This is a genomic window from Micromonospora sp. NPDC005163 (genome assembly GCF_053599835.1).
Window position 1 is genome coordinate 191023 of sequence record NZ_JBSFYP010000001.1, and the last position, 18160, is coordinate 209182.

The 18160-nt window shown below is 73.1% G+C and carries 18 protein-coding genes; 9 read left to right on the forward strand and 9 right to left on the reverse strand.

All coding sequences use genetic code 11. From position 1 onward, the window contains the following. Nucleotides 1–8 precede the first annotated feature (8 nt). Together ACWD6N_RS00920 and ACWD6N_RS00925 are read right to left on the reverse strand one after the other, a co-directional pair. Nucleotides 9–821: an SGNH/GDSL hydrolase family protein gene (locus ACWD6N_RS00920; RefSeq protein ID WP_449936613.1), complete on the reverse strand. Its 813-nt coding sequence runs from the start codon at nt 819–821 to the stop codon at nt 9–11. Next, complete coding sequence (locus ACWD6N_RS00925) at nt 818–1870, reverse strand: SGNH/GDSL hydrolase family protein (protein ID WP_450004306.1); 1053 nt, start codon at nt 1868–1870, stop codon at nt 818–820. The genes ACWD6N_RS00920 and ACWD6N_RS00925 overlap by 4 nt, the downstream gene beginning before the upstream one ends. A 150-nt stretch (nt 1871–2020) precedes the next feature. On the opposite strand from ACWD6N_RS00925, the gene ACWD6N_RS00930 reads away from it, so the two are divergent. Continuing rightward, nucleotides 2021–2377 carry a YkvA family protein gene (locus ACWD6N_RS00930; RefSeq protein ID WP_354962722.1) on the forward strand — a complete coding sequence of 119 codons (357 nt, stop codon included), beginning with the start codon at nt 2021–2023 and terminating at the stop codon, nt 2375–2377. A 72-nt stretch (nt 2378–2449) separates the two neighbouring features. Further along, nucleotides 2450–3820 (forward strand): cystathionine beta-synthase, encoded by a 1371-nt coding sequence (locus ACWD6N_RS00935; protein ID WP_210911327.1) that lies wholly within the window; start codon nt 2450–2452, stop codon nt 3818–3820. Nucleotides 3821–3910: 90 nt separating this feature from the next. Here the strand turns inward: ACWD6N_RS00935 and ACWD6N_RS00940 are convergent, their stop codons facing one another. The 5 genes from ACWD6N_RS00940 to ACWD6N_RS00960 all read right to left on the reverse strand — a co-directional run bounded on the left by ACWD6N_RS00940 (nt 3911) and on the right by ACWD6N_RS00960 (nt 7987). Continuing rightward, nucleotides 3911–4861: a S1C family serine protease gene (locus tag ACWD6N_RS00940; protein ID WP_450004307.1), complete on the reverse strand. Its 951-nt coding sequence runs from the start codon at nt 4859–4861 to the stop codon at nt 3911–3913. 120 nt (nt 4862–4981) lie between these two features. Continuing rightward, nucleotides 4982–5497, reverse strand: a complete 516-nt coding sequence (locus ACWD6N_RS00945) for a GNAT family N-acetyltransferase (RefSeq protein ID WP_387323300.1) — start codon at nt 5495–5497, stop codon at nt 4982–4984. After that, complete coding sequence (locus tag ACWD6N_RS00950; RefSeq protein ID WP_354962726.1) at nt 5494–6423, reverse strand: ribonuclease Z; 930 nt, start codon at nt 6421–6423, stop codon at nt 5494–5496. Before ACWD6N_RS00950 ends, ACWD6N_RS00945 begins: the two co-directional genes overlap by 4 nt. 394 nt (nt 6424–6817) lie before the next feature. Next, on the reverse strand, nt 6818–7480 hold the full coding sequence (msrA, locus tag ACWD6N_RS00955; protein WP_450004308.1) for a peptide-methionine (S)-S-oxide reductase MsrA: 663 nt from the start codon (nt 7478–7480) through the stop codon (nt 6818–6820). A gap of 72 nt (nt 7481–7552) precedes the next feature. After that, nucleotides 7553–7987, reverse strand: coding sequence for an HIT family protein (locus ACWD6N_RS00960; protein ID WP_450004309.1), 435 nt, complete (start codon nt 7985–7987; stop codon nt 7553–7555). Nucleotides 7988–8055: 68 nt separating this feature from the next. Between ACWD6N_RS00960 and ACWD6N_RS00965 the strand changes: the two genes are divergently transcribed. Genes ACWD6N_RS00965 through ilvA form a run of 4 tightly spaced genes read left to right on the forward strand, consistent with a single transcriptional unit; the run spans nt 8056 to nt 12792 of the window. Continuing rightward, nucleotides 8056–9198, forward strand: coding sequence for a cystathionine gamma-synthase (locus tag ACWD6N_RS00965; protein WP_354962729.1), 1143 nt, complete (start codon nt 8056–8058; stop codon nt 9196–9198). 13 nt (nt 9199–9211) lie between these two features. Continuing rightward, entirely contained in the window at nt 9212–10621 is a 1410-nt protein-coding gene (locus ACWD6N_RS00970; RefSeq protein WP_354962730.1) for an amidase, read from the forward strand. Nucleotides 10622–10666: 45 nt separating this feature from the next. Continuing rightward, nucleotides 10667–11575, forward strand: a complete 909-nt coding sequence (locus tag ACWD6N_RS00975; RefSeq protein ID WP_450004310.1) for a DUF4328 domain-containing protein — start codon at nt 10667–10669, stop codon at nt 11573–11575. Beyond that, complete coding sequence (ilvA, locus tag ACWD6N_RS00980; protein WP_450004311.1) at nt 11572–12792, forward strand: threonine ammonia-lyase; 1221 nt, start codon at nt 11572–11574, stop codon at nt 12790–12792. Before ACWD6N_RS00975 ends, ilvA begins: the two co-directional genes overlap by 4 nt. A gap of 61 nt (nt 12793–12853) precedes the next feature. Here ilvA and greA read toward each other — a convergent pair whose 3' ends face one another. Further along, entirely contained in the window at nt 12854–13351 is a 498-nt protein-coding gene (gene greA / locus ACWD6N_RS00985; RefSeq protein WP_089017664.1) for a transcription elongation factor GreA, read from the reverse strand. 168 nt (nt 13352–13519) lie between these two features. Continuing rightward, on the reverse strand, nt 13520–13960 hold the full coding sequence (locus tag ACWD6N_RS00990) for a DUF4307 domain-containing protein (RefSeq protein ID WP_354962733.1): 441 nt from the start codon (nt 13958–13960) through the stop codon (nt 13520–13522). A gap of 197 nt (nt 13961–14157) precedes the next feature. Here ACWD6N_RS00990 and mca point away from each other — a divergent pair, with 197 nt between their 5' ends. From mca to ACWD6N_RS01005, 3 genes are all read left to right on the forward strand, one after another. Then, a complete protein-coding gene (gene mca, locus ACWD6N_RS00995) occupies nt 14158–15039 on the forward strand; it encodes a mycothiol conjugate amidase Mca (RefSeq protein WP_354962734.1) in 882 nt (293 codons plus the stop codon). A gap of 48 nt (nt 15040–15087) precedes the next feature. Next, nucleotides 15088–15381: a hypothetical protein gene (locus ACWD6N_RS01000; protein ID WP_354962735.1), complete on the forward strand. Its 294-nt coding sequence runs from the start codon at nt 15088–15090 to the stop codon at nt 15379–15381. Between the two features lie 182 nt (nt 15382–15563). Continuing rightward, nucleotides 15564–18095 carry a putative bifunctional diguanylate cyclase/phosphodiesterase gene (locus ACWD6N_RS01005; protein WP_450004312.1) on the forward strand — a complete coding sequence of 844 codons (2532 nt, stop codon included), beginning with the start codon at nt 15564–15566 and terminating at the stop codon, nt 18093–18095. The last annotated feature ends 65 nt before the right edge of the window (nt 18096–18160 follow it).

Consider the following 18160-nt stretch of genomic DNA (forward strand, 5'->3'; position numbering starts at 1 on the left):
GCGTCGATCTAGCGTCGGGAGGCGACCGCCGCGGCGGCCGCGACGGCGGGGAGCAGGGCGTGCGCCCACACCCGGTAGCCGTCGGCGGAGGGATGGAAGCCGTCGTGGCAGAGCGTCCCCGCGTCGGCCCGGAACACCGGCCCGGTCTCGGTGGCCAGATCGACCACCGCGCCGCCGGCATCGAGCACGGCCGTCGTCTGGGCGCGGGCCACGCGGCGCCCGGACCAGCCGACCAGCTGGCGCAACGGGGGCGCGATGGCCCGTACGGCGCCGAGGTCGGGGCAGGTGCCCACCACCACCTCGACCCGCGCCTCGCGCAGTCGGTGCACCGCCGCACCGAGATACGCCGACGCGTCGGCGGGCCGACGCAGCCCGGTGGCGTCGTTCGCCCCGATCAGGACCAGCGCCACGTCGGGCCGCTCGCCGAGCAGGGCCCGCGCCACCTGGGTGGTCAGGTCCGTCGAGCGGGACCCGGAGACGCCGACGCTGGACAGGTGCACCCGCCGCCCGGCGGGGCCCTCGGCGAGCAGGTTGGCCAACTGCCCGCCGATGGTGTCCTCGAGCCGGTCGACGCCCACGCCCAACGCCGACGAGTCGCCGAGCAGCACCAGCCGCAGCGGTGGAGCGTCAGCCCGACCGATCGTGGCCCGCAGCGCCAGCCCCAGCTCCGGCTGGGCGTAGCGCCGGTGCCGGGCGACGAACGCCTCGCCGGCCAGGACGGCAGCGCCGCCCACGGTGCCGGCGAGCAGCGAGAGCGCCGCCGCCCGACCCAGTCGGACCGGGAAACCGGCGGTCACGTCCCGCTCGCTGCGCTCGTTCATGCCAGTCCCTCCACTGTCGAGGTGTCCGGGGCGGACCCGCGTTGCGGCACCGCACCGACACCGAAGAACGCCCGGCGGCGCAGCTGCGCCCACCGGCCGGCCGGCCCGTGGTCGTGGCCCCGGACCTGGGTGCCGCTGACCTCCGTGCCGGCGTGCCGGGCCGCCTCCTGCGCGGCCTCCGGCAGCGACCGTACGCCCTCGCCCGGTGTCGGTGTGACCCGTCGTTCCTGCCCCGTGCCGAGCGCGGAGAGCATCGTCGGCAGCAGCGCGGCGGCAGCCACCGCGTACCCCTCGGCGGAGGGATGGAACCGGTCCCAGGCGAACATCCGGTGCGGCTCGGCGGCGAAGCGGGGGCCGAGCAGGTCACCGAGGGAGACCGTCCAGCCGCCAGCCTCGACCACGGCCACCGTCTGGGCGGCGGCGAGCTGTCGGCTCCACCGGTGCGCCAGCCAGCGCAGCGGTGGCTGGATCGGACGGATCGCGCCCAGGTCGGGGCAAGTGCCGACGACCACCTCGCAACCGGCGTCGCGCAGCGTGCGGACCGCCTCGACCAGGTAGCGCACGGCCAGCCCGCGCGGGGTGCGGTTGGTGATGTCGTTGCCGCCGATCAGGATCACCGCGATGTCGGGCTCGCGCTCCAGCGCCGCCTCCACCTGGTGCCGGAGCACTGCCGAGATGGCCCCGACCACCGCGAAGCGGTGCACCCGCACCGGCCGGTGCAGCCGTCGGGACAGACCGGTGGCGAGCAGCGCGCCCGGCGTCTCCCGGCGGCGGTGGACCCCGTAGCCGGCCGCCGACGAGTCACCGAGCACGACCATGGTGAGCGCCGCGCCAGGGAACTTGGCGCCGTAGAGCCCGTCGCAGCGCGGCGGCGGCGCCTCGGCCATCGGGATGGTGCGCCGGGCCTGGCGGGCCTGGCCGAGCAGCACCCCGCCGGTCGCGATCGCGGCCGCCGCGATGGCGCCCGTCCCGATGGCTGCCAGCCAGGCGACCCGCCGGGCCTGCCGCCAGCGCGGATCAACGGGTACGACGGAACCAGCCACCCCCATTCCACGACATTATCTCGCCGGGCCGACACGCCGCTGTCGTCGTGACGGCTCGCGGGTGCCTGGAAACCGACGCGACGGGGTACCTGTCCGGGGGAGGCCGGCCGACTTGCGCCGACCCGTCACGCTGATCCGGCGGAGAGGAGCGCGACGATGGGGAAGACACTGAAGCGCAGCGCGGCGTTCGCGGCCCTGGCCCGGGCGTTGGCGGCCGGGGCACGCGGCGGGCCGTCGCTGGGCGCCCGGTTGGCGGCGTTGCCCCGGATGATCCGGGCCACCGCCCGTGGGCAGTACGACGGCGGCCTCCGGCTGGCCCTGATGACCGCGGCGACGGCGTACATCGTCTCGCCGATCGACCTGCTCCCCGAGATCCCACTGGCGATCTTCGGGCTGGCCGACGACGCGGTCATGATCACCTGGCTGGCCGGGAGCGTGCTCGCCGAGACGGACCGTTTCCTGGAGTGGGAGGCCCGGCGCAGCTCGGTCATCCCCGGGGGGCTGGTGCCCTGACGGCACGTACCCTGGGCGGCGAGGAAACGTCTGCCCGGCCGCCATCGCCGGCGCCGCAACGGAGGGCACACCGTGCAGTACTACGACAACGTCGTCGACATGATCGGCAACACCCCGCTGGTACGTCTGCGTAACGTCACCGAGGGCATCCAGGCCACCGTGCTCGCCAAGGTCGAGTACGTCAACCCGGGCGGTTCGGTGAAGGACCGGATCGCGCTGCGGATGGTGGAGGACGCCGAGGCGGCCGGCCTTCTCAAGCCCGGCGGCACCATCGTCGAGCCGACCAGCGGCAACACCGGTGTCGGGCTGGCCCTGGTGGCCCAGCTCAAGGGCTACCGCTGCGTCTTCGTCTGCCCCGACAAGGTCAGCCAGGACAAGCAGGACGTGCTGCGGGCGTACGGCGCCGAGGTGGTCGTCTGCCCGACCGCCGTCGCCCCGGAGGACCCGCGCTCGTACTACAACGTCTCCGACCGGCTGACCCGGGAGATCCCCGGCGCCTGGAAGCCGAACCAGTACAGCAACCCGGCCAACCCGCGCTCGCACTACGAGACGACCGGCCCGGAGCTGTGGAAGCAGACCGAGGGCGGGCTCACCCACTTCGTGGCGGGCGTCGGCACCGGCGGCACCATCTCCGGCATCGGCCGCTACCTCAAGGAGGCCTCCGAGGGCCGGGTGCGGATCATCGGAGCCGACCCGGAGGGCTCGGTCTACTCCGGCGGCACCGGCCGGCCGTACCTCGTGGAGGGCGTCGGCGAGGACTTCTGGCCGGAGACGTACGACCGGGGTGTCGCCGACGAGATCGTCGAGGTCTCCGACAAGGCGTCCTTCGAGATGACCAGGCGGCTGGCACGCGAGGAGGGGCTGCTGGTCGGCGGCTCCTGCGGGATGGCTGTGGTCGCCGCGCTGGAGGTGGCTCGTCGGGCCGGCCCGGACGACGTGGTGGTCGTGCTGCTGCCGGACGGCGGCCGGGGCTACCTGTCCAAGATCTTCAACGACTCGTGGATGGCCCGGTACGGCTTCCTCGACAACTCCGGCACCGAGCCGACGGTGGCCGACGCGCTGGCCAGCAAGCCGGGCGGGCTGCCCGAGCTGGTGCACGTGCACCCGACCGAGACGGTCCGCGACGCGATCGACTACATGCGCGAGTACGGCGTCTCGCAGCTGCCGGTGCTCAAGGCCGAGCCGCCGGTGGTGACCGGCGAGGTCGCCGGCTCCATCGCCGAGCGGGACCTGCTCGACGCGCTCTTCACCGGTCAGGCGCACCTGCACGACACCATCGAGCGACACATGGGCGACCCGCTGCCGATGATCGGTGGTGGCCAGCCGGTCAGCGAGGCCGTCGGCCTGCTGGAGAAGTCCGACGCCGCCCTGGTCCTCGTCGACGGCAAGCCCAAGGGCGTCCTCACCCGCCAGGACCTCCTGGCCCACCTGGGCGCCCACTGAGCGATAAGGAAGGGCACCTTATTAACGCCTCGTGTAGAGCAGGGGCCCCTTGTTAACGCTCCGGCCGCCGGGCGCCCGGCGGCCGGAGCGTCAGGCACGCAGCTCGGTAGGGACCGCGACGACGTCGACGAACGCGCCCTTGCGCAACACGGTCACCGGCAGCCGGACGCCGATGGCCGGGCCGAGCATCAACCGCTGCAACCCCTGGCCGTCGGCCACGGGTCGCCCGCCCGCGCTGAGAATGATGTCGCCCAGGTAGAGACCGGCCACGCCGGCCGGGCTGCCTGGCACCACCTCCACCACGCGCAGCCCGCGTCGCTGGCCGGTACGTGCGGTCACCTCTGGCGGCAGCGGAACGGGTACGCCCGCCACGCCGAGCCAGGCCCGTCGGACCCGGCCGGCGGTGGTCAACTCGGCGATGATCTGCCGGGTGGTGGCGTTGATCGGCACCGCCAGTCCCAGTCCGTAGCCGGCGACGGCGGTGTTCACGCCGATCACCCGCCCGGCGGAGTCGGCCAGCGCGCCGCCGGAGTTGCCGGGGTTGAGCGCCGCGTCGGTCTGGATCACGTCCTCGATCAGCCGGGTGACCCGCCCGTCCCGGGCGGGCAGCGAGCGGCCGAGCCCGGAGACCACCCCGGCGGTCACCGAACCAGCCAGCCCCATCGGGTTGCCAACGGCCACCACCAGCTGGCCGATCCGCAGTGCGTCGGCGTCGCCCAGCTCCACCGGTGGCACGGTGGTCTCGTCGACTCGCAGCACGGCGAGGTCGGAGAGCGGGTCGGCGCCGACCACCCGGAACGTCGTCTCGGTGCCGTCGCCGAACGCCGCCGAGCCGTCCGCGGCACCCTGCACGACGTGTGCGCTGGTCAGCAGCAGACCGTCGGTGCCCACGGTGACCGCGGAGCCGGCGCCGCGTGCGGTCCGCACCGACAGCGCGGCCACACTGGGCAGCACCCGGGCCGCCACGGTCGTGACCACCTGGGAGTACGCGTCCAGCGCGGCCTCCTCGGCCGGGCCGGACCTGGTGTGACCGGTGTCCATGCACCCGGCAACGCCGCCCGTGGCGCCGGCATGCCCTGATCCGCCGACAGCGAACATCGACCTGCGCCGTGTTAATAAGGGGCCCCTGTACAACCGGAGGCGTTAATAAGGTGCCCTTCCTTACACCGTCAGCGGGCGGGTGTAGCGGAGTTGCGGGGTGGGGGCGGAGCCGATGTACTCCTCGCGTTCGGCGCCGGTGGGGGTCCAGCCGCCGCGTTCGTAGAAGGCGCGGGCGTGGGCGTTGTCCCGGAGCACCCAGAGCACCGCTCGCCGCCAGCCCCCGGCCCGCATGGCGTCCAGCGCGTCCACCATCAGCGCGCGGCCGGTGCCCCGCCCCTGCTCGGCCGGGTCCAGGTGGATCGCGTTGAGCAGCCCGGTCGCCGGGTCGTCCTCGTCGTCCGGGCCCAGGTAGCTGAACCCGACCAGCGTCCCGGCGCGTTCCGCCACGGTCAGCTGGTGGGTGTCCCGCTCCCAGCTCCACCGCTCGGTCCAGTACCGGCCCATCGCCTCCGGCGTCGGGTCGGCCAGCGCCTCGGCGGGCAGGAAGGAGGAGTACGCGGCGACCCGCGAGCGCTGGTGCAGGGCACCCACCCCCATGAGGTCGTCACCGGTGGCGGGGCGGAGCGTGACGGTCACCCGGCCGAGGCTACCCGGCGTGGTGGGAGCTGCACCGTGGTCAGATCCTCGGCGATGATCAGGTCGCCGTCGAAGTGCTCGCGCGCCTCGTCGTGGAACCGGCGCGGGTCCGGGTAACGCTGGGAGAAGTGGGTGAGCAGCAGCCGCCGTACCCCCGACTCGGTCGCCACCCGGGCGGCCTGCGCCGCGGTCAGATGGCCGACCTCGGCGGCGAGCGCGGCCTCCGACTCCAGAAAGGTCGACTCGATGACCAGCAGGTCGGCGTGTTCGGCGAGGGCGTAGACCCCGTCGCAGAGGCCGGTGTCCATCACGAAGGCGAACCGCTGCCCCGGTCGGGGCACGCTCACCTCGTCCCGGCTGACGCGACGCCCGTCCAGGTCGAGGTGGCCGACGCGGATCAGCTCGCCGATGGCCGGCCCGGCGATGCCGTACGCGGCCAGCTTCTCCGGCAGCATCCGGTAGCCGTCCGGCTCGACCAGCCGGTAGCCGTACGTCTCGATGGGGTGCCGCAGCCGGCGGGCCTCCAGCGTGCCGCATCCCAGGGTGATCCGCTGCCCGTCGGCCTCGATCGGCTCGACCCGCAGCTCGGCGGTCTCGTAGAAGGAGGTGGCGTGCCGCAGCCGGGCGAAGTATTCGGCGCCGCCGGCCGGGAAGTGCACGGCGACCGGGTGCGCCACCCGGTCCAGTGAGAGCCGCTGGATGGTGCCGGGCAGGCCGAGGCAGTGGTCGCCGTGGAAGTGGGTGACGCAGATCCGGGTCAGGTCGGTGGCGGTGACCGTGGTGTGCAGCAGTTGCCGCTGGCTGCCCTCGCCCGGGTCGAAGAGGATCACCTCGTCGTCCCAGCGCAGCACGTACCCGTTGTGGTTGCGCTGGCGGGTCGGCGCCTGACTGGCCGTCCCCAGGACCACCAGCTCGCGCATGGACATCGCGGGTCCTCCGGCTGAGCTGACCGGCCCGACCGCTGCCGGCAGATGAAGCGACCCCCGGGGTGTTCCGCGCTTTCGCGCGGGCCGGCTGGACTGGGCCGGCACCCCGGGGGTCGGGTGGCTGTCATGGATTCGCCGCACCGCTGCCACACGGTCTCGACGTTGGTACTGGTGCCCGCCTCGCGGCGGACCGATCACTGTCGAGGACAGCGGCTAGCGGACAGCCACCTCACGAGTCCGATTGCTATACAAGTCTGGACCACCTCCTTTCACGTGTACCGCCACGCTATCGAGTCCCCGGCGGGCTCGGCAACGGATTTCGATCACACGCCGGACGGGAATGCCCGGCCGCCTCTCGGCGGCCGGGCATCGTGGTCGTGCGGGTTGCTGACGGTCAGCCGGCGGTACGGGCCACACCGACCGGGCAGCTCAGCCCGTTCGGGCCGTGGTTGCAGTACCCGTTCGGGTTCTTCGTCGGCGCCAGGTACTGCTGGTGGTAGTCCTCGGCGAAGTAGTAGCTGCCGAGCGGGGCGATCTCCGTGGTGATGTCACCCTTGCCGGCCCGCTTCACGATCGGCTGGAACGCGTCCCGGGACGACTCCGCGACGGCCCGCTGCTCGTCGGTGGTCGTGTAGATCGCCGACCGGTACTGGGTGCCCACGTCGTTGCCCTGGCGCATGCCCTGGGTCGGGTCGTGGTTCTCCCAGAAGACCTTCAGCAGGTCCTCATACGCGATCTTGCTCGGGTCGTAGACCACCTGGACGACCTCGGCGTGCCCGGTCCGGCCGGAACACGCCTCCTCGTAGGTCGGGTGCCTGGTGATGCCACCCGCGTAGCCGGCGGAGGTGGTGAACACCCCGGGCAGCGTCCAGAACAGCCGCTCGGCGCCCCAGAAGCAGCCCATACCGAAGACGGCGACCTGGAGTCCCTCCGGGTACGGGCCCTTCAGCGGGGTCCCCAGCACCTCGTGCCGGTCGGCGACCGGCATGGGGATCGGGCGGCCCGGCAGGGCCTGGTCGGGGGTGGGCAGCTCAGCCTTGGACTGGCGAAGGAACACGGTGGAACTCCTCTCGTACCTCTGCCGCATGCAACCCGGTGGGCCCAGGTTCCTTACCCGCCCAGGCTGGAGTCAGCCCGGCGGCCGGGACGGGCGTGGCAGGGCGTCGGCCACCCGGGCCGCGATGTCTCGGGCGTCCTGATCGGCGGGGTAGCGGGTACGCGGCCAGAAGAAGCCGCGCAGCCCGTCCCCCTTGGTCCGAGGAACCACGTGGGTGTGCAGGTGCGGCACCGATTGGGACACCTTGTTGTTGATCGCCACGAACGTCCCACCGGCCCCCAGGCCGGTCTCCACCGCCACCGCCAGCCGCTGGACCAGGGCGAAGTAGCCCGGCAGCAGCTCGGCCGGCAGCTCGGCCAGGGTCACCAGGTGGACCCGGGGCACCACCAGCACGTGCCCCGCGAAGACCGGGCGGGTGTCCAGGAACGCCACCCCGTCCGACTCGTCGGTCACCCGGAACGCGGGCACCTCGCCGGCCACGATTCCGCAGAACACGCACCCGCTCATCGGCCCAGGCTAATGCCGACTGCCCGGCCCCGCCCCGAAGCGCCGGGCGGGGCACTAGCCTCACCAGCATGAACCACGGCTTCGAGACGCTCGCCATTCACGCCGGTCAGGACCCTGAGGCCCGCACCGGCGCGGTGATTCCACCGATCTACCAGACCAGCACGTACGCGCAGGACGCCGTCGGCGCGCCCCGGCTCGGCTACGAGTACAGCCGCTCCGGCAACCCGACCCGCGACGCCCTCCAGGAGTGCCTGGCCGCGCTCGAGGGCGGGCCGGTGGGGCTCGCCTTCGCCAGCGGCCTGGCCGCCGAGGACACCCTGCTGCGGGCCCTCTGCCAGCCGGGCGACCACGTGGTCATCCCGGACGACGCGTACGGCGGCACGTATCGGCTCTTCGCCCGTGTCTCCCAGCGGTGGGGCCTGGAGTTCACCCCGGCCAAGGTGTCCGACGCGGCCGCGGTCCGGGCCGCCGTGCAGCCGGGCCGTACGAAGATCGTCTGGGTGGAGACGCCGACCAACCCACTGCTCGGCATCGCCGACATCGCCGCCCTGGCCGGCGTGGCGCACGACGCGGGCGCGCTGCTGGTGGTCGACAACACCTTCGCCTCGCCGTACCTGCAGCAGCCGATCGCGCACGGCGCGGACGTCGTGGTGCACTCCACCACCAAGTACATCGGTGGCCACTCCGACGTGGTCGGTGGCGCGCTCGTCGTCGCCGACGCCGCGCTCGGAGAGGAGCTGCGCTACCACCAGAACGCGATGGGCGCGATCAACGGGCCGTTCGACGCCTGGCTCACCCTGCGCGGCATCAAGACCCTCGGGGTACGGATGGACCGGCACTGCGACAACGCCGAGCGGCTCGCCGGGTACCTCGACGGGCACGCCAAGGTGGCCCAGGTGATCTACCCCGGGCTGCCCTCCCACCCCGGTCACGAGGTGGCCGCCAAGCAGATGCGCCGGTTCGGCGGCATGATCTCCTTCCGGGCCGCCGGCGGCGAGGACCACGCGGTGGAGATCTGCAATCGGGCCAAGCTCTTCGTGCTCGCCGAGTCGCTGGGCGGGGTGGAATCCCTGATCGAGCACCCGGGCCGGATGACACACGCAAGTGCTGCCGGCTCGCCGCTTGAAGTTCCCGGCGATCTCGTGCGACTGTCTGTCGGCATCGAGACGGTCGACGACCTGCTCGCCGATCTGGAGCAGGCACTGGGCTGACCGCTGGGGAAGGATGGCCGTGCAGGACATCATGGCGACCTGGGTCGGGGCGACCGCCAAGCAGATCGCCCGGGGCGTACGCAGGGGCGACGTCTCGGCCACCCAGGTCGTCGCCGACCACCTCGAGTACATCGCGCGGGCCGACGGCGAGCTGGCCGCGTTCCGCGCCGTGCGCGGCGGTGAGGCGATCACCGAGGCGGAGAAGGTCGACGAGCAGGAGGACCTGGCCAACCTGCCGCTGGCCGGGGTGCCGGTGGCGGTCAAGGAGAACACTCCGGTCGCCGGCCTGCCCACCTGGAACGGCTCTGCCGCGGTGCGTACCGACGTGGCGGAGGCCGACCACGAGGTGGTGCGCCGCCTGCGCGGCGCCGGCGCGGTGATCCTCGGCGTGACCCGGATGCCCGAGCTGGGGCTGTGGGCGCTCACCGACGACAACAGCGCGGTGACGCGCAATCCGTGGGACAGCGGGCGTACCCCCGGCGGCTCGTCCGGCGGCGCCGCCGCCGCGGTGGCCGCCGGGCTGGTGCCGATCGCGCACGGCAACGACGGCCTCGGTTCAATCCGGATCCCGGCGGCGTGCTGTGGCCTGGTCGGGCTCAAGCCCGGCCGGGGCGTGGTCCCGTGCCAGCTCGGCGCGGACGACTGGTTCGGCCTCACCGAGCACGGCATGTTGACCAGCACGGTGGCCGACGCGGCGGTTGGCTTCTCGGTGCTCGCCGGTCGGCGGCCGGAGAAGCTCGTCCCGCCGCAGCGGCTGCGGGTGGGCGTCTCGCTGCGCTCCCCGGTGCGCGGTGTCTCGCCGGACGCACCCAACCGCGACGCGGTCGCCGCCGCCGGCCGGCTGCTGGCGGCCGCCGGGCACGACACCGTGCCGGCCGATCCGGTCTATCCCACCGCGCTCGGCCTGCAGGGCATCGCCACCTGGTTCGCCGCCGCGGCCGCCGACGTCCGGGCCGCCGGGCTGGACCGGCGCGACCTGCAACGGCGTACCCGGCGCCACGTCGGGCTGGGGGAGTGGGCGCAGCGTCGCGGCTACGTCCGGGAGGCCGACCGGGCCGCCTGGCGGCAGCGGTCGATCGACTTCTTCACCGACCACTCCGTCGACCTGCTGCTCACCCCGGCGCTGGCCAGCGCGCCGCCGGAGGCCGCACGCTGGTCCGACCGGTCCTGGCGGGCGAACATGACGGCCAACATCAGGTACGCCCCGTACGCGGCACCGTGGAACATCGCCGGTCTGCCGGCGATCGTGGTGCCGGTGGGTCGCCGCCCGGACGGGCTGCCCGTCGCCGTGCAGCTGGTCGGTCCGCCCGGCTCGGAGCTGCTGCTGCTCGGCGTGGCCGGTCAGTTCGAGATGGCCGCGCCGTGGTCGCGCCACGCCCCCGGCTATCCCCGGGTCGGAACGGGGTCGCCGGCCACCGCATGATCGTCTACGGTGTGCGCGCATCGTCGCGCGGACCGGGGGACATCAATGCGCTGCCAGACCTGCGGGGACGCCACGCCCCCCGAACACAACGAATGCCAGCGTTGCCACACTCCGCTCGGCCAGCCCGCCGTCACTCCGGGGCTGCCGACCTACTCCGTACGCGGCATCGGCCTGGCTGCCGGCATCGCGGTCGGCGCTACCGCTGTGCTGTACCTAGTGGCGGCACTCGCTTCGCTGGTGGGGCTGGCGATGGCCCGGCAGGCCCGGGCCGACGGTGACCCGGATCTGCTGCTCGCCGCGGTGGTCGTCGAGGCGCTGTTGGCGCTGCCCATGGTGGCCGCGTACCTCACCGCCGCCGTACTGGTGATCATCTGGACGTGGCGGGCGCGGAAGAACATCGAGGCGTTCCCGGGTGCGCTGCCGACGCTCGGGGCCGGCTGGGCGATCGCCGGCTGGCTGGTGCCGTTCGCGAACTTCGTGATGCCGGCCCGGGTGGTGGCCAACGTGGCCCGGGACAGCCTTTGGCGGCGGTTCACGCCGGACCTGGTGTACGTCTGGTGGGCCGCCTGGTTGGTGTTCAGCGTCGGCGAGCGGTTTGTCAGTCGCCGCGACAGCCAGGCGTACGACAGGCTGCCGGAGACCCCTTCCACCGACGCCGACTACCAGGCGTACCTCGACTACTATCCGGACTCTCTGCTCCGCCACGCCGTGCCCGCGGTGGCCTGCGTGGTCGCCGCCGTGGCGCTGATCGTGCTGGTCCGGCGGATCTCCACCATGCAGGAGGCGCGGATCGCCCGGGGAATGCCGGCCTGGCCGACGACCGCCCAGGGCTGGCCGATGTCCCCGACTCTCGGGGCGCCGGCGCCGGGCGGACCCGTGCCGGCCGTTCTGCCCCCGGCGACCCCGGTGTCGCCGCAGGAGGCGCCGGGGGCGGGTGGCACGATCGGGGCATGACGGAACTGGTCGGTCTCGACGACGTGCGGGCCGCGCGGGAACTGCTCGCCGGCGTCACCCGGACCACCCCGCTGGAGCCCTCCCGGCCGCTGAGCGCGGCGCTGGGCGGGCCGACGTGGCTGAAGTGCGAGAACTTGCAGCGCGCCGGTTCGTACAAGGTGCGCGGCGCGTACGTGCGGATCTCCCGGCTGTCGGCGGCGGAGCGGGAACGCGGTGTGGTCGCGGCGAGCGCGGGCAACCATGCGCAGGGCGTGGCGCTGGCCGCCGGGCTGGTCGGCACTCACGCGACGGTCTTCATGCCGGTCAACGCGCCGTTGCCGAAGGTGGCGGCCACCAAGGGGTACGGCGCGCAGGTCGAGTTGGCCGGCAACACGGTCGACGAGGCGCTGGTCGCCGCGCACACGTACGCCGAGCGCATCGGTGCGGTGCTGATCCACCCGTTCGACCACCCGGACGTGATCGCCGGCCAGGGCACGGTGGCGCTGGAGATCCTCGAACAGTGCCCGGATGTGCGGACCATCATCACCGGGGTGGGCGGCGGCGGCCTGATCTCGGGCATGGCGGTGGCCGCCAAGGCGCTGCGACCCGACGTCCGCATCATCGGTGTGCAGGCGGCCGGCGCAGCGGCCTTCCCGCCCTCACTGGTGGCCGGGGAACCGGTCCGGTTGCCGGCCTTCTCCACCATCGCGGACGGCATCGCTGTCGGCCGGCCGGGGGAGCTCACCTTCAGCCACGTCCGCAAGCTTGTCGACGAGATCGTCACGGTCTCCGAGGAGGACATCTCCCGGGCTCTGCTGATGCTGCTGGAGCGGGGCAAGCAGGTGGTCGAGCCGGCCGGCGCGGTCGGCGTGGCCGCGCTGCTGGCCGGTGTGGTGCAGGTGGAGGCCCCGGTGGTGGCGGTGCTCTCCGGCGGCAACATCGACCCGCTGCTGATGCTGCGGGTGATCGAGCACGGTCTGGCCGCCGCGGGTCGCTACCTGCGGGTGACGGTGCGCTGCTCGGACCGGCCCGGGCAGTTGGCCTCGCTGCTCAGCCAGATCGCCGAGCACCGGGCCAACGTGGTGGACGTGGAGCACCAGCGGGCCAACCCGCACCTCGGCCTCGGCGAGGTGGAGGTGGCGCTGTCGGTGGAGACGCGGGGCGTGGAGCACTCGGACACCCTGATCAGCGCGCTGCGAGCCAGCGGTTACCAGGTGGTCTTCGCCGGCGAGGCGTGACACCCGCGGGTGCCACGCCCCGGCGGCGGTACGCCGCAGCGCATGGTGGGGCCGGTGGCGATCAGCCGGAGAACGGCTCGAAACTGACCACGGTCACCTTGATGTCGGCGCCGCTCGGCGCCGTGTAGGTGCAGGTCTGCCCGGGCCGACCGCCCAGGATCGCCTTGCCGAGCGCCGACTCGGGGCTGTAGACGGTCAGGTCGGTGGTGGCCGCGATCTCCCGGGAGCCGAGCAGGAAGGTCTCGGTGTCCTCGGTGTCGTCGTCGAAGTAGATCGTCACCACCATGCCGGGGGACACCGCGTCCGTCGTCGGCGCCTCGCCGACCTTGGCGGTGCGCAGCAGCTCCTGCAGGTAGCGGATCCGGCCCTCGGCCTTGCCCTGCTCCTCGCGGGCGGCGTGGTAGCCGCCGTTCTCCCGCAGGTCGCCCTCCTCGCGCCGGGCGTTGATCTCCGCGGCGATCGCCGGACGGTTGGCGATGTGCTCGTCGAGCTCGGCCTGGAGGCGGTCGTACGCGTCCTGGGACAGCCAGGTGGCGGGCGCCTCGTTGCCAGTGGACACAGGCGTTCTCCTCAGTTGTGCGTGGCTGGCTGACAGGTGAACTACCAAGTTACCAGTGCGGTACGACACAGGGTGTCGACGATCACCGCTGGTGTCCGTATCCGACGCCGGGGGTAGGTGCCCGTTCAGGCCCGTCACGGCGGCCGGCCGCGGTGCCGTCCTGGCAGCTCAGGCCGGAGCCCGGCAGCGCAGCACCTCGCCGATGAACGGCCGCGCGGTGGTGGTCAGTCGGTGCCGGGCGGTCACGTGCCGGTCACCGGGCTCGGCGGTCACCGTGACCTCCTCGCGGGCCACCTCGGCGCCGGCGCGGTCCCGGGCGCGCAGCGCGCAGACCGCCGATCCGCCCGATGGCACGGTCACCCGGAAGTCGACCAGCACCTGGTTGTCCGTGATGTCGGTGTAGGTGATCACCTGGGCGTCGTAGACGGGATCGCCGTACTGCCGGTAGAGCCGGACCGAGATCAGGCTCAGGGCTCCCACCAGCACCAGCAGCGCCAGCGCGGCCAGCAGCGTGCGGCGGCGCCCACCGCCGGTCGCCCGACGACGGCCGTAGCGGCCGGCCGGGAAAGCCGGCGCGCCCGATGAAATTGTGGCGTGCGTCTCGGTCACCGGCGGGTATCTCCTGGCGTTGTTGTCGGCGGCATCAGCAAGAATGACAGAGTCCATCCTCCCAGCCCGGCTCAGCGGCAGGAATGGCAGGTCGGCCCCCATGGTGTCGACCGCCGACCGGGTGTGGAGGATTCCGGCAGGTCAGCCGGTCGAGCCCGGTCGGGTCCACCGGCCGGCACAGACGAGGAGTGCCGAAGTTGGCAGAACAGCTGCGTCTCATGGCCGTCCACGCGCACCCGGACGACGAGTCGAGCAAGGGTGCGGCGACCATGGCGAAGTACGTCGCCGAGGGCGTGGATGTCCTGGTCGTGACGTGCACCGGCGGGGAGCGCGGCAGCGTGCTCAACCCCAAGCTCGACCGCCCCGATGTCTGGGCCAACATCGGCGAGATCCGCCGCGCCGAGATGGACGCCGCCCGGGCGATCCTCGGCGTCGACCAGGCGTGGCTCGGCTTCGTCGACTCCGGGCTGCCCGAGGGCGATCCACTGCCACCGCTGCCCGAGGGTTGCTTCGCCCTCCAGGACGTCGAGGTGGCCGCCGGTCCGCTGGTGCGGCTGATGCGCGAGTTCCGCCCGCACGTGGTCACCACGTACGACGAGGAGGGCGGCTACCCGCACCCCGACCACATCATGTGCCACAAGGTGAGCGTGGCCGCCTTCGAGGCGGCCGGCGACCCGGAGCGCTACCCGGAGCTGGGCGCCCCGTGGCAGCCCCTGAAGCTCTACTACGACATCGGCTTCTCCAAGGCCAAGATCATGGCGTTGCACGAGGGCATGCTCGCCGCCGGCAAGGAGTCGCCGTACGAGGAGTGGCTCAAGCGCTGGGAGGAGCGGCCGGACAAGGGCCCCCGGATCACGACCCGGGTGGAGTGCGCCGAATACTTCTCGGTCCGCGACGACGCGCTACGCGCCCACGCCACCCAGGTCGACCCGGACGGCTTCTGGTTCCACGTGCCGATGGAGCTCCAGCAGCGCGCCTGGCCGACGGAGGACTACGAGCTAGCCCGGTCGGTGGTGGACAGCCCGATGCCCGAGTCCGACCTGTTCGCGGGTGTGCGGGAGACGGCGCACGCGCGCTGATTCCGCGCGGGGCTACCCTGGTAAGTAACCGCACATCGGAGGAACGCCATGCTGACCGCTACCCAGGTGCTCGCGGAGAACAACTTCGGGGACACCCGCACGGGTGGCCTGGCCGGCCCGATGGGCCTGTTCCTCATCCTGCTGTTGGCCACCGCGACCATCCTGCTGATCCGCAACATGAACGCCCGGCTGCGCCGGCTGCCCGACCGGTTTCCGCAGCAGACGCCGCCGACCGACCCGACCAGGGCCGAAGCGACAGTCGCCGATCCGACAGACGGGACCGGAGCGCGTGATTCCTCCACGCCCGCTCCCAACGGGCACCAGCAGCACCGGAACGGGTAGTCCGCGCATGATTCACGCCGAACCGGGTGGTCGCCCCCTGTTGCGACCACCCGGTTTGGCTTAGCCTTCCGCCGGGGGGACCAAAAGTCCTTGAGCTGTGTGCGGGAGGGGGCGCCGATGACAGTCACAGCACCGGCCGCCCGCCGTACCGCCGTCGGTCCGTCGGCTGACGGGGGAGGTCGATGACCTCCGGCCCGGCCGGCGACCCGTTCGACCGGCTCGGGGTGCGCGGCACGCCTGCCCGGCTGCTCGTGCTCACCGCGGCCGTGACGCTGACCGCCCTGGTCGCCGCCGCGGTCGGGTTGACCCTTCCGCACCGGCTGCCGGCCGACGATCCGCTCGGCGGTCCGGCCCGCTTCGGCATCGCCGTCGCCGTCTTCGCCGTCGCCCAGTTCGCGCGGCTGCGGTTCCGCTCGGCCGCCGGCATGGTCAGCATCACCTGGGGCGAGGCGGCCCTGATCGTCTGCCTCTACCTGGCGCCGGCCGGCTGGCTGCCGGCGGCCACCCTGCTCGGCGCCGGGCTGGCCTGGACGGCGCACTCACTGCACAACGACCGCCGTCCGGCACTGGAGATCGTCCGGATCGCCGCGTCGCTGGCCGCCGCGTCGGCACTGGCCGTGTCCGTGGCCACCGCGCTGGGCCACCCGCTGCTCGCCGCGCCCACCCCGATGCTGGCGCTGGCCGTGATCGCGGGCTCGGTGACGTACCTCCTGGTGACCGCCTGGCTCGGTGGGGTGACGCTGGGCCTGCGGCACGGGCTGCCGATCGGGCCACCGCTGCTCGCCGCTCTGCGCGGCAAGTTGCTGATGTTCGTCGGCAACGTGGCGGTCGGCCTGGTGGTGATCGCGCTGCTGGAGCTCGACCCGCGCTGGTTGCTGCTGCTCCCACCGCTGCTCTGGCTGCTCCAGCAGACCTACCGTTACCGGCTGCGCGCCGACCAGGAACGCCGGACGTGGCGGGCCTTCGCCGAGGCCACCGCGGCCCTCAACCAGCTCGACGAGCGGGGCGTGGCCAGCGCTGCGGTGACCGGCGCGCTGGCGCTGTTCAGCGCTGAGCTGGTCGATGTGGACGTGGCCCGGGCCGACGGCCGGTGGCGCCGCTACCGGGGCGACGCCGGCGGCCAGTTGGTCGACCGTGAGGTGGGCCCGCCGGACCGGTCGGAACCCGGCGAGGACGAGCTGATCCGTCCGCTGTCGGTGGGTGCCGCGCCGGTCGGTCGGCTGCGGGTCCGGTTCCCCCGGTCCGCTCCGCCCACCGCCCGGGAACACGACGCGGTGGCCGCGTTCGGCGACGCGCTCGCCGCCGCGCTGCACGACGCCGCGACCCACCGCGAACTGCGGCTGGTCACCGCCCGGTCGTCGTACGAGGCGGTGCACGACCCGCTCACCGGGCTGGCCAACCGGGCCGCCATGCTCGGCAAGGGTGATCAGGCGCTGCGGCAGCTCGCGCACGACCACCCGGTGGCGCTGCTGCTGCTGGACATCAACCAGTTCAAGGAGGTCAACGACACGCTGGGGCACGCCGCGGGCGACCAACTGCTGCGGCTGACGGCGAACCGGCTCAGCGCGTTGGCCCGCCCCGGTGACCTGCTCGGCCGGCTCGGCGGCGACGAGTTCGCTCTGCTGCTCACCTCGGTGCCGGTGCTCGGCGACCGGGCCGCACCGATGGCGCACGCGCTACGCCAGGCCCGGGAGATCGCCGAACGGCTGGCCGCGCCCACCGAGGTGGCCGGGGTACGGATGTCGATCGAGGTCTCCGTCGGGGTGGTCGTGGCCGACGCCGGCACCGCCGACCTGACGGAGCTGCTGCGCCGGGCCGACATCGCGATGTACCAGGCGAAGGAGGGCGGCGGCAGTGTGGCCGCGTACGACGGTGCCCGGGACGCGGCCAGCACCGACCAACTGGCCCTGCTGGCCGAGCTGCGCGAGGCGCTGAAGGTCGACGACCAACTGGTGCTGGCACTGCAGCCGGCGGTCGACCTAACCACCGGCGCGCCGACCGGTGTGGAGGCGCTGATCCGGTGGCGGCATCCCCGGCGCGGCTGGCTGGGCCCGGCCGACTTCATCCGTCCCGTGGAGAACAGCGAGCAGCTCGGCACCTTCACCCGGTACGTGCTGGACAAGGCCCTCAGCGTGGCCGCCGACTGGGCCCAGGAGGGGCTCGACGTCCCGATCTCGGTGAACCTGTCGGCGCGTAGCCTGCTCGACCCCCGGCTGCCGGCGGAGATCGCCGACGCGCTGCGCCGGCACCAGGTGCCGCCGCACCGGCTGGTCCTGGAGATCACCGAGACGGTGGTGATGAGCGAGCTGGAGGTCATCGACGAGGTGCTGGCCACGCTCCGGTCGATGGGTGTGCAGCTCGCGGTGGACGATTTCGGCACCGGCTTCTCCTCGCTGACCTTCCTCACCCGGATCGCGGTGGACGAGTTGAAGGTGGACCGCTCCTTCGTGATCCGGATGGCGGACTCGCCGGAGGCGGCGGCGATCGTACGGACCACCGTGGGTCTCGCCCACGAGCTGGGGCTGCGGGTGGTGGCCGAGGGGGTGGAGACCGCCGAGCAGCGGCTGGCCCTGGCCGAGCTGGGCTGCACCTCCGCGCAGGGCTACCACTTCTTCAAGCCGATGCCGGCCGACAAGATCAATGCGGTGCTCGGGTCGCTGCGCGACTCCGCGGAGTCGAACGTCTTCCGGCTCCGCGCCGACGGCGCCTCCTGACCGTCAGCCCGGCTCGGGCCGGGGTGCTCGGCGGGTGACCGCCCGGCGTGACCGACCGGGGCTGG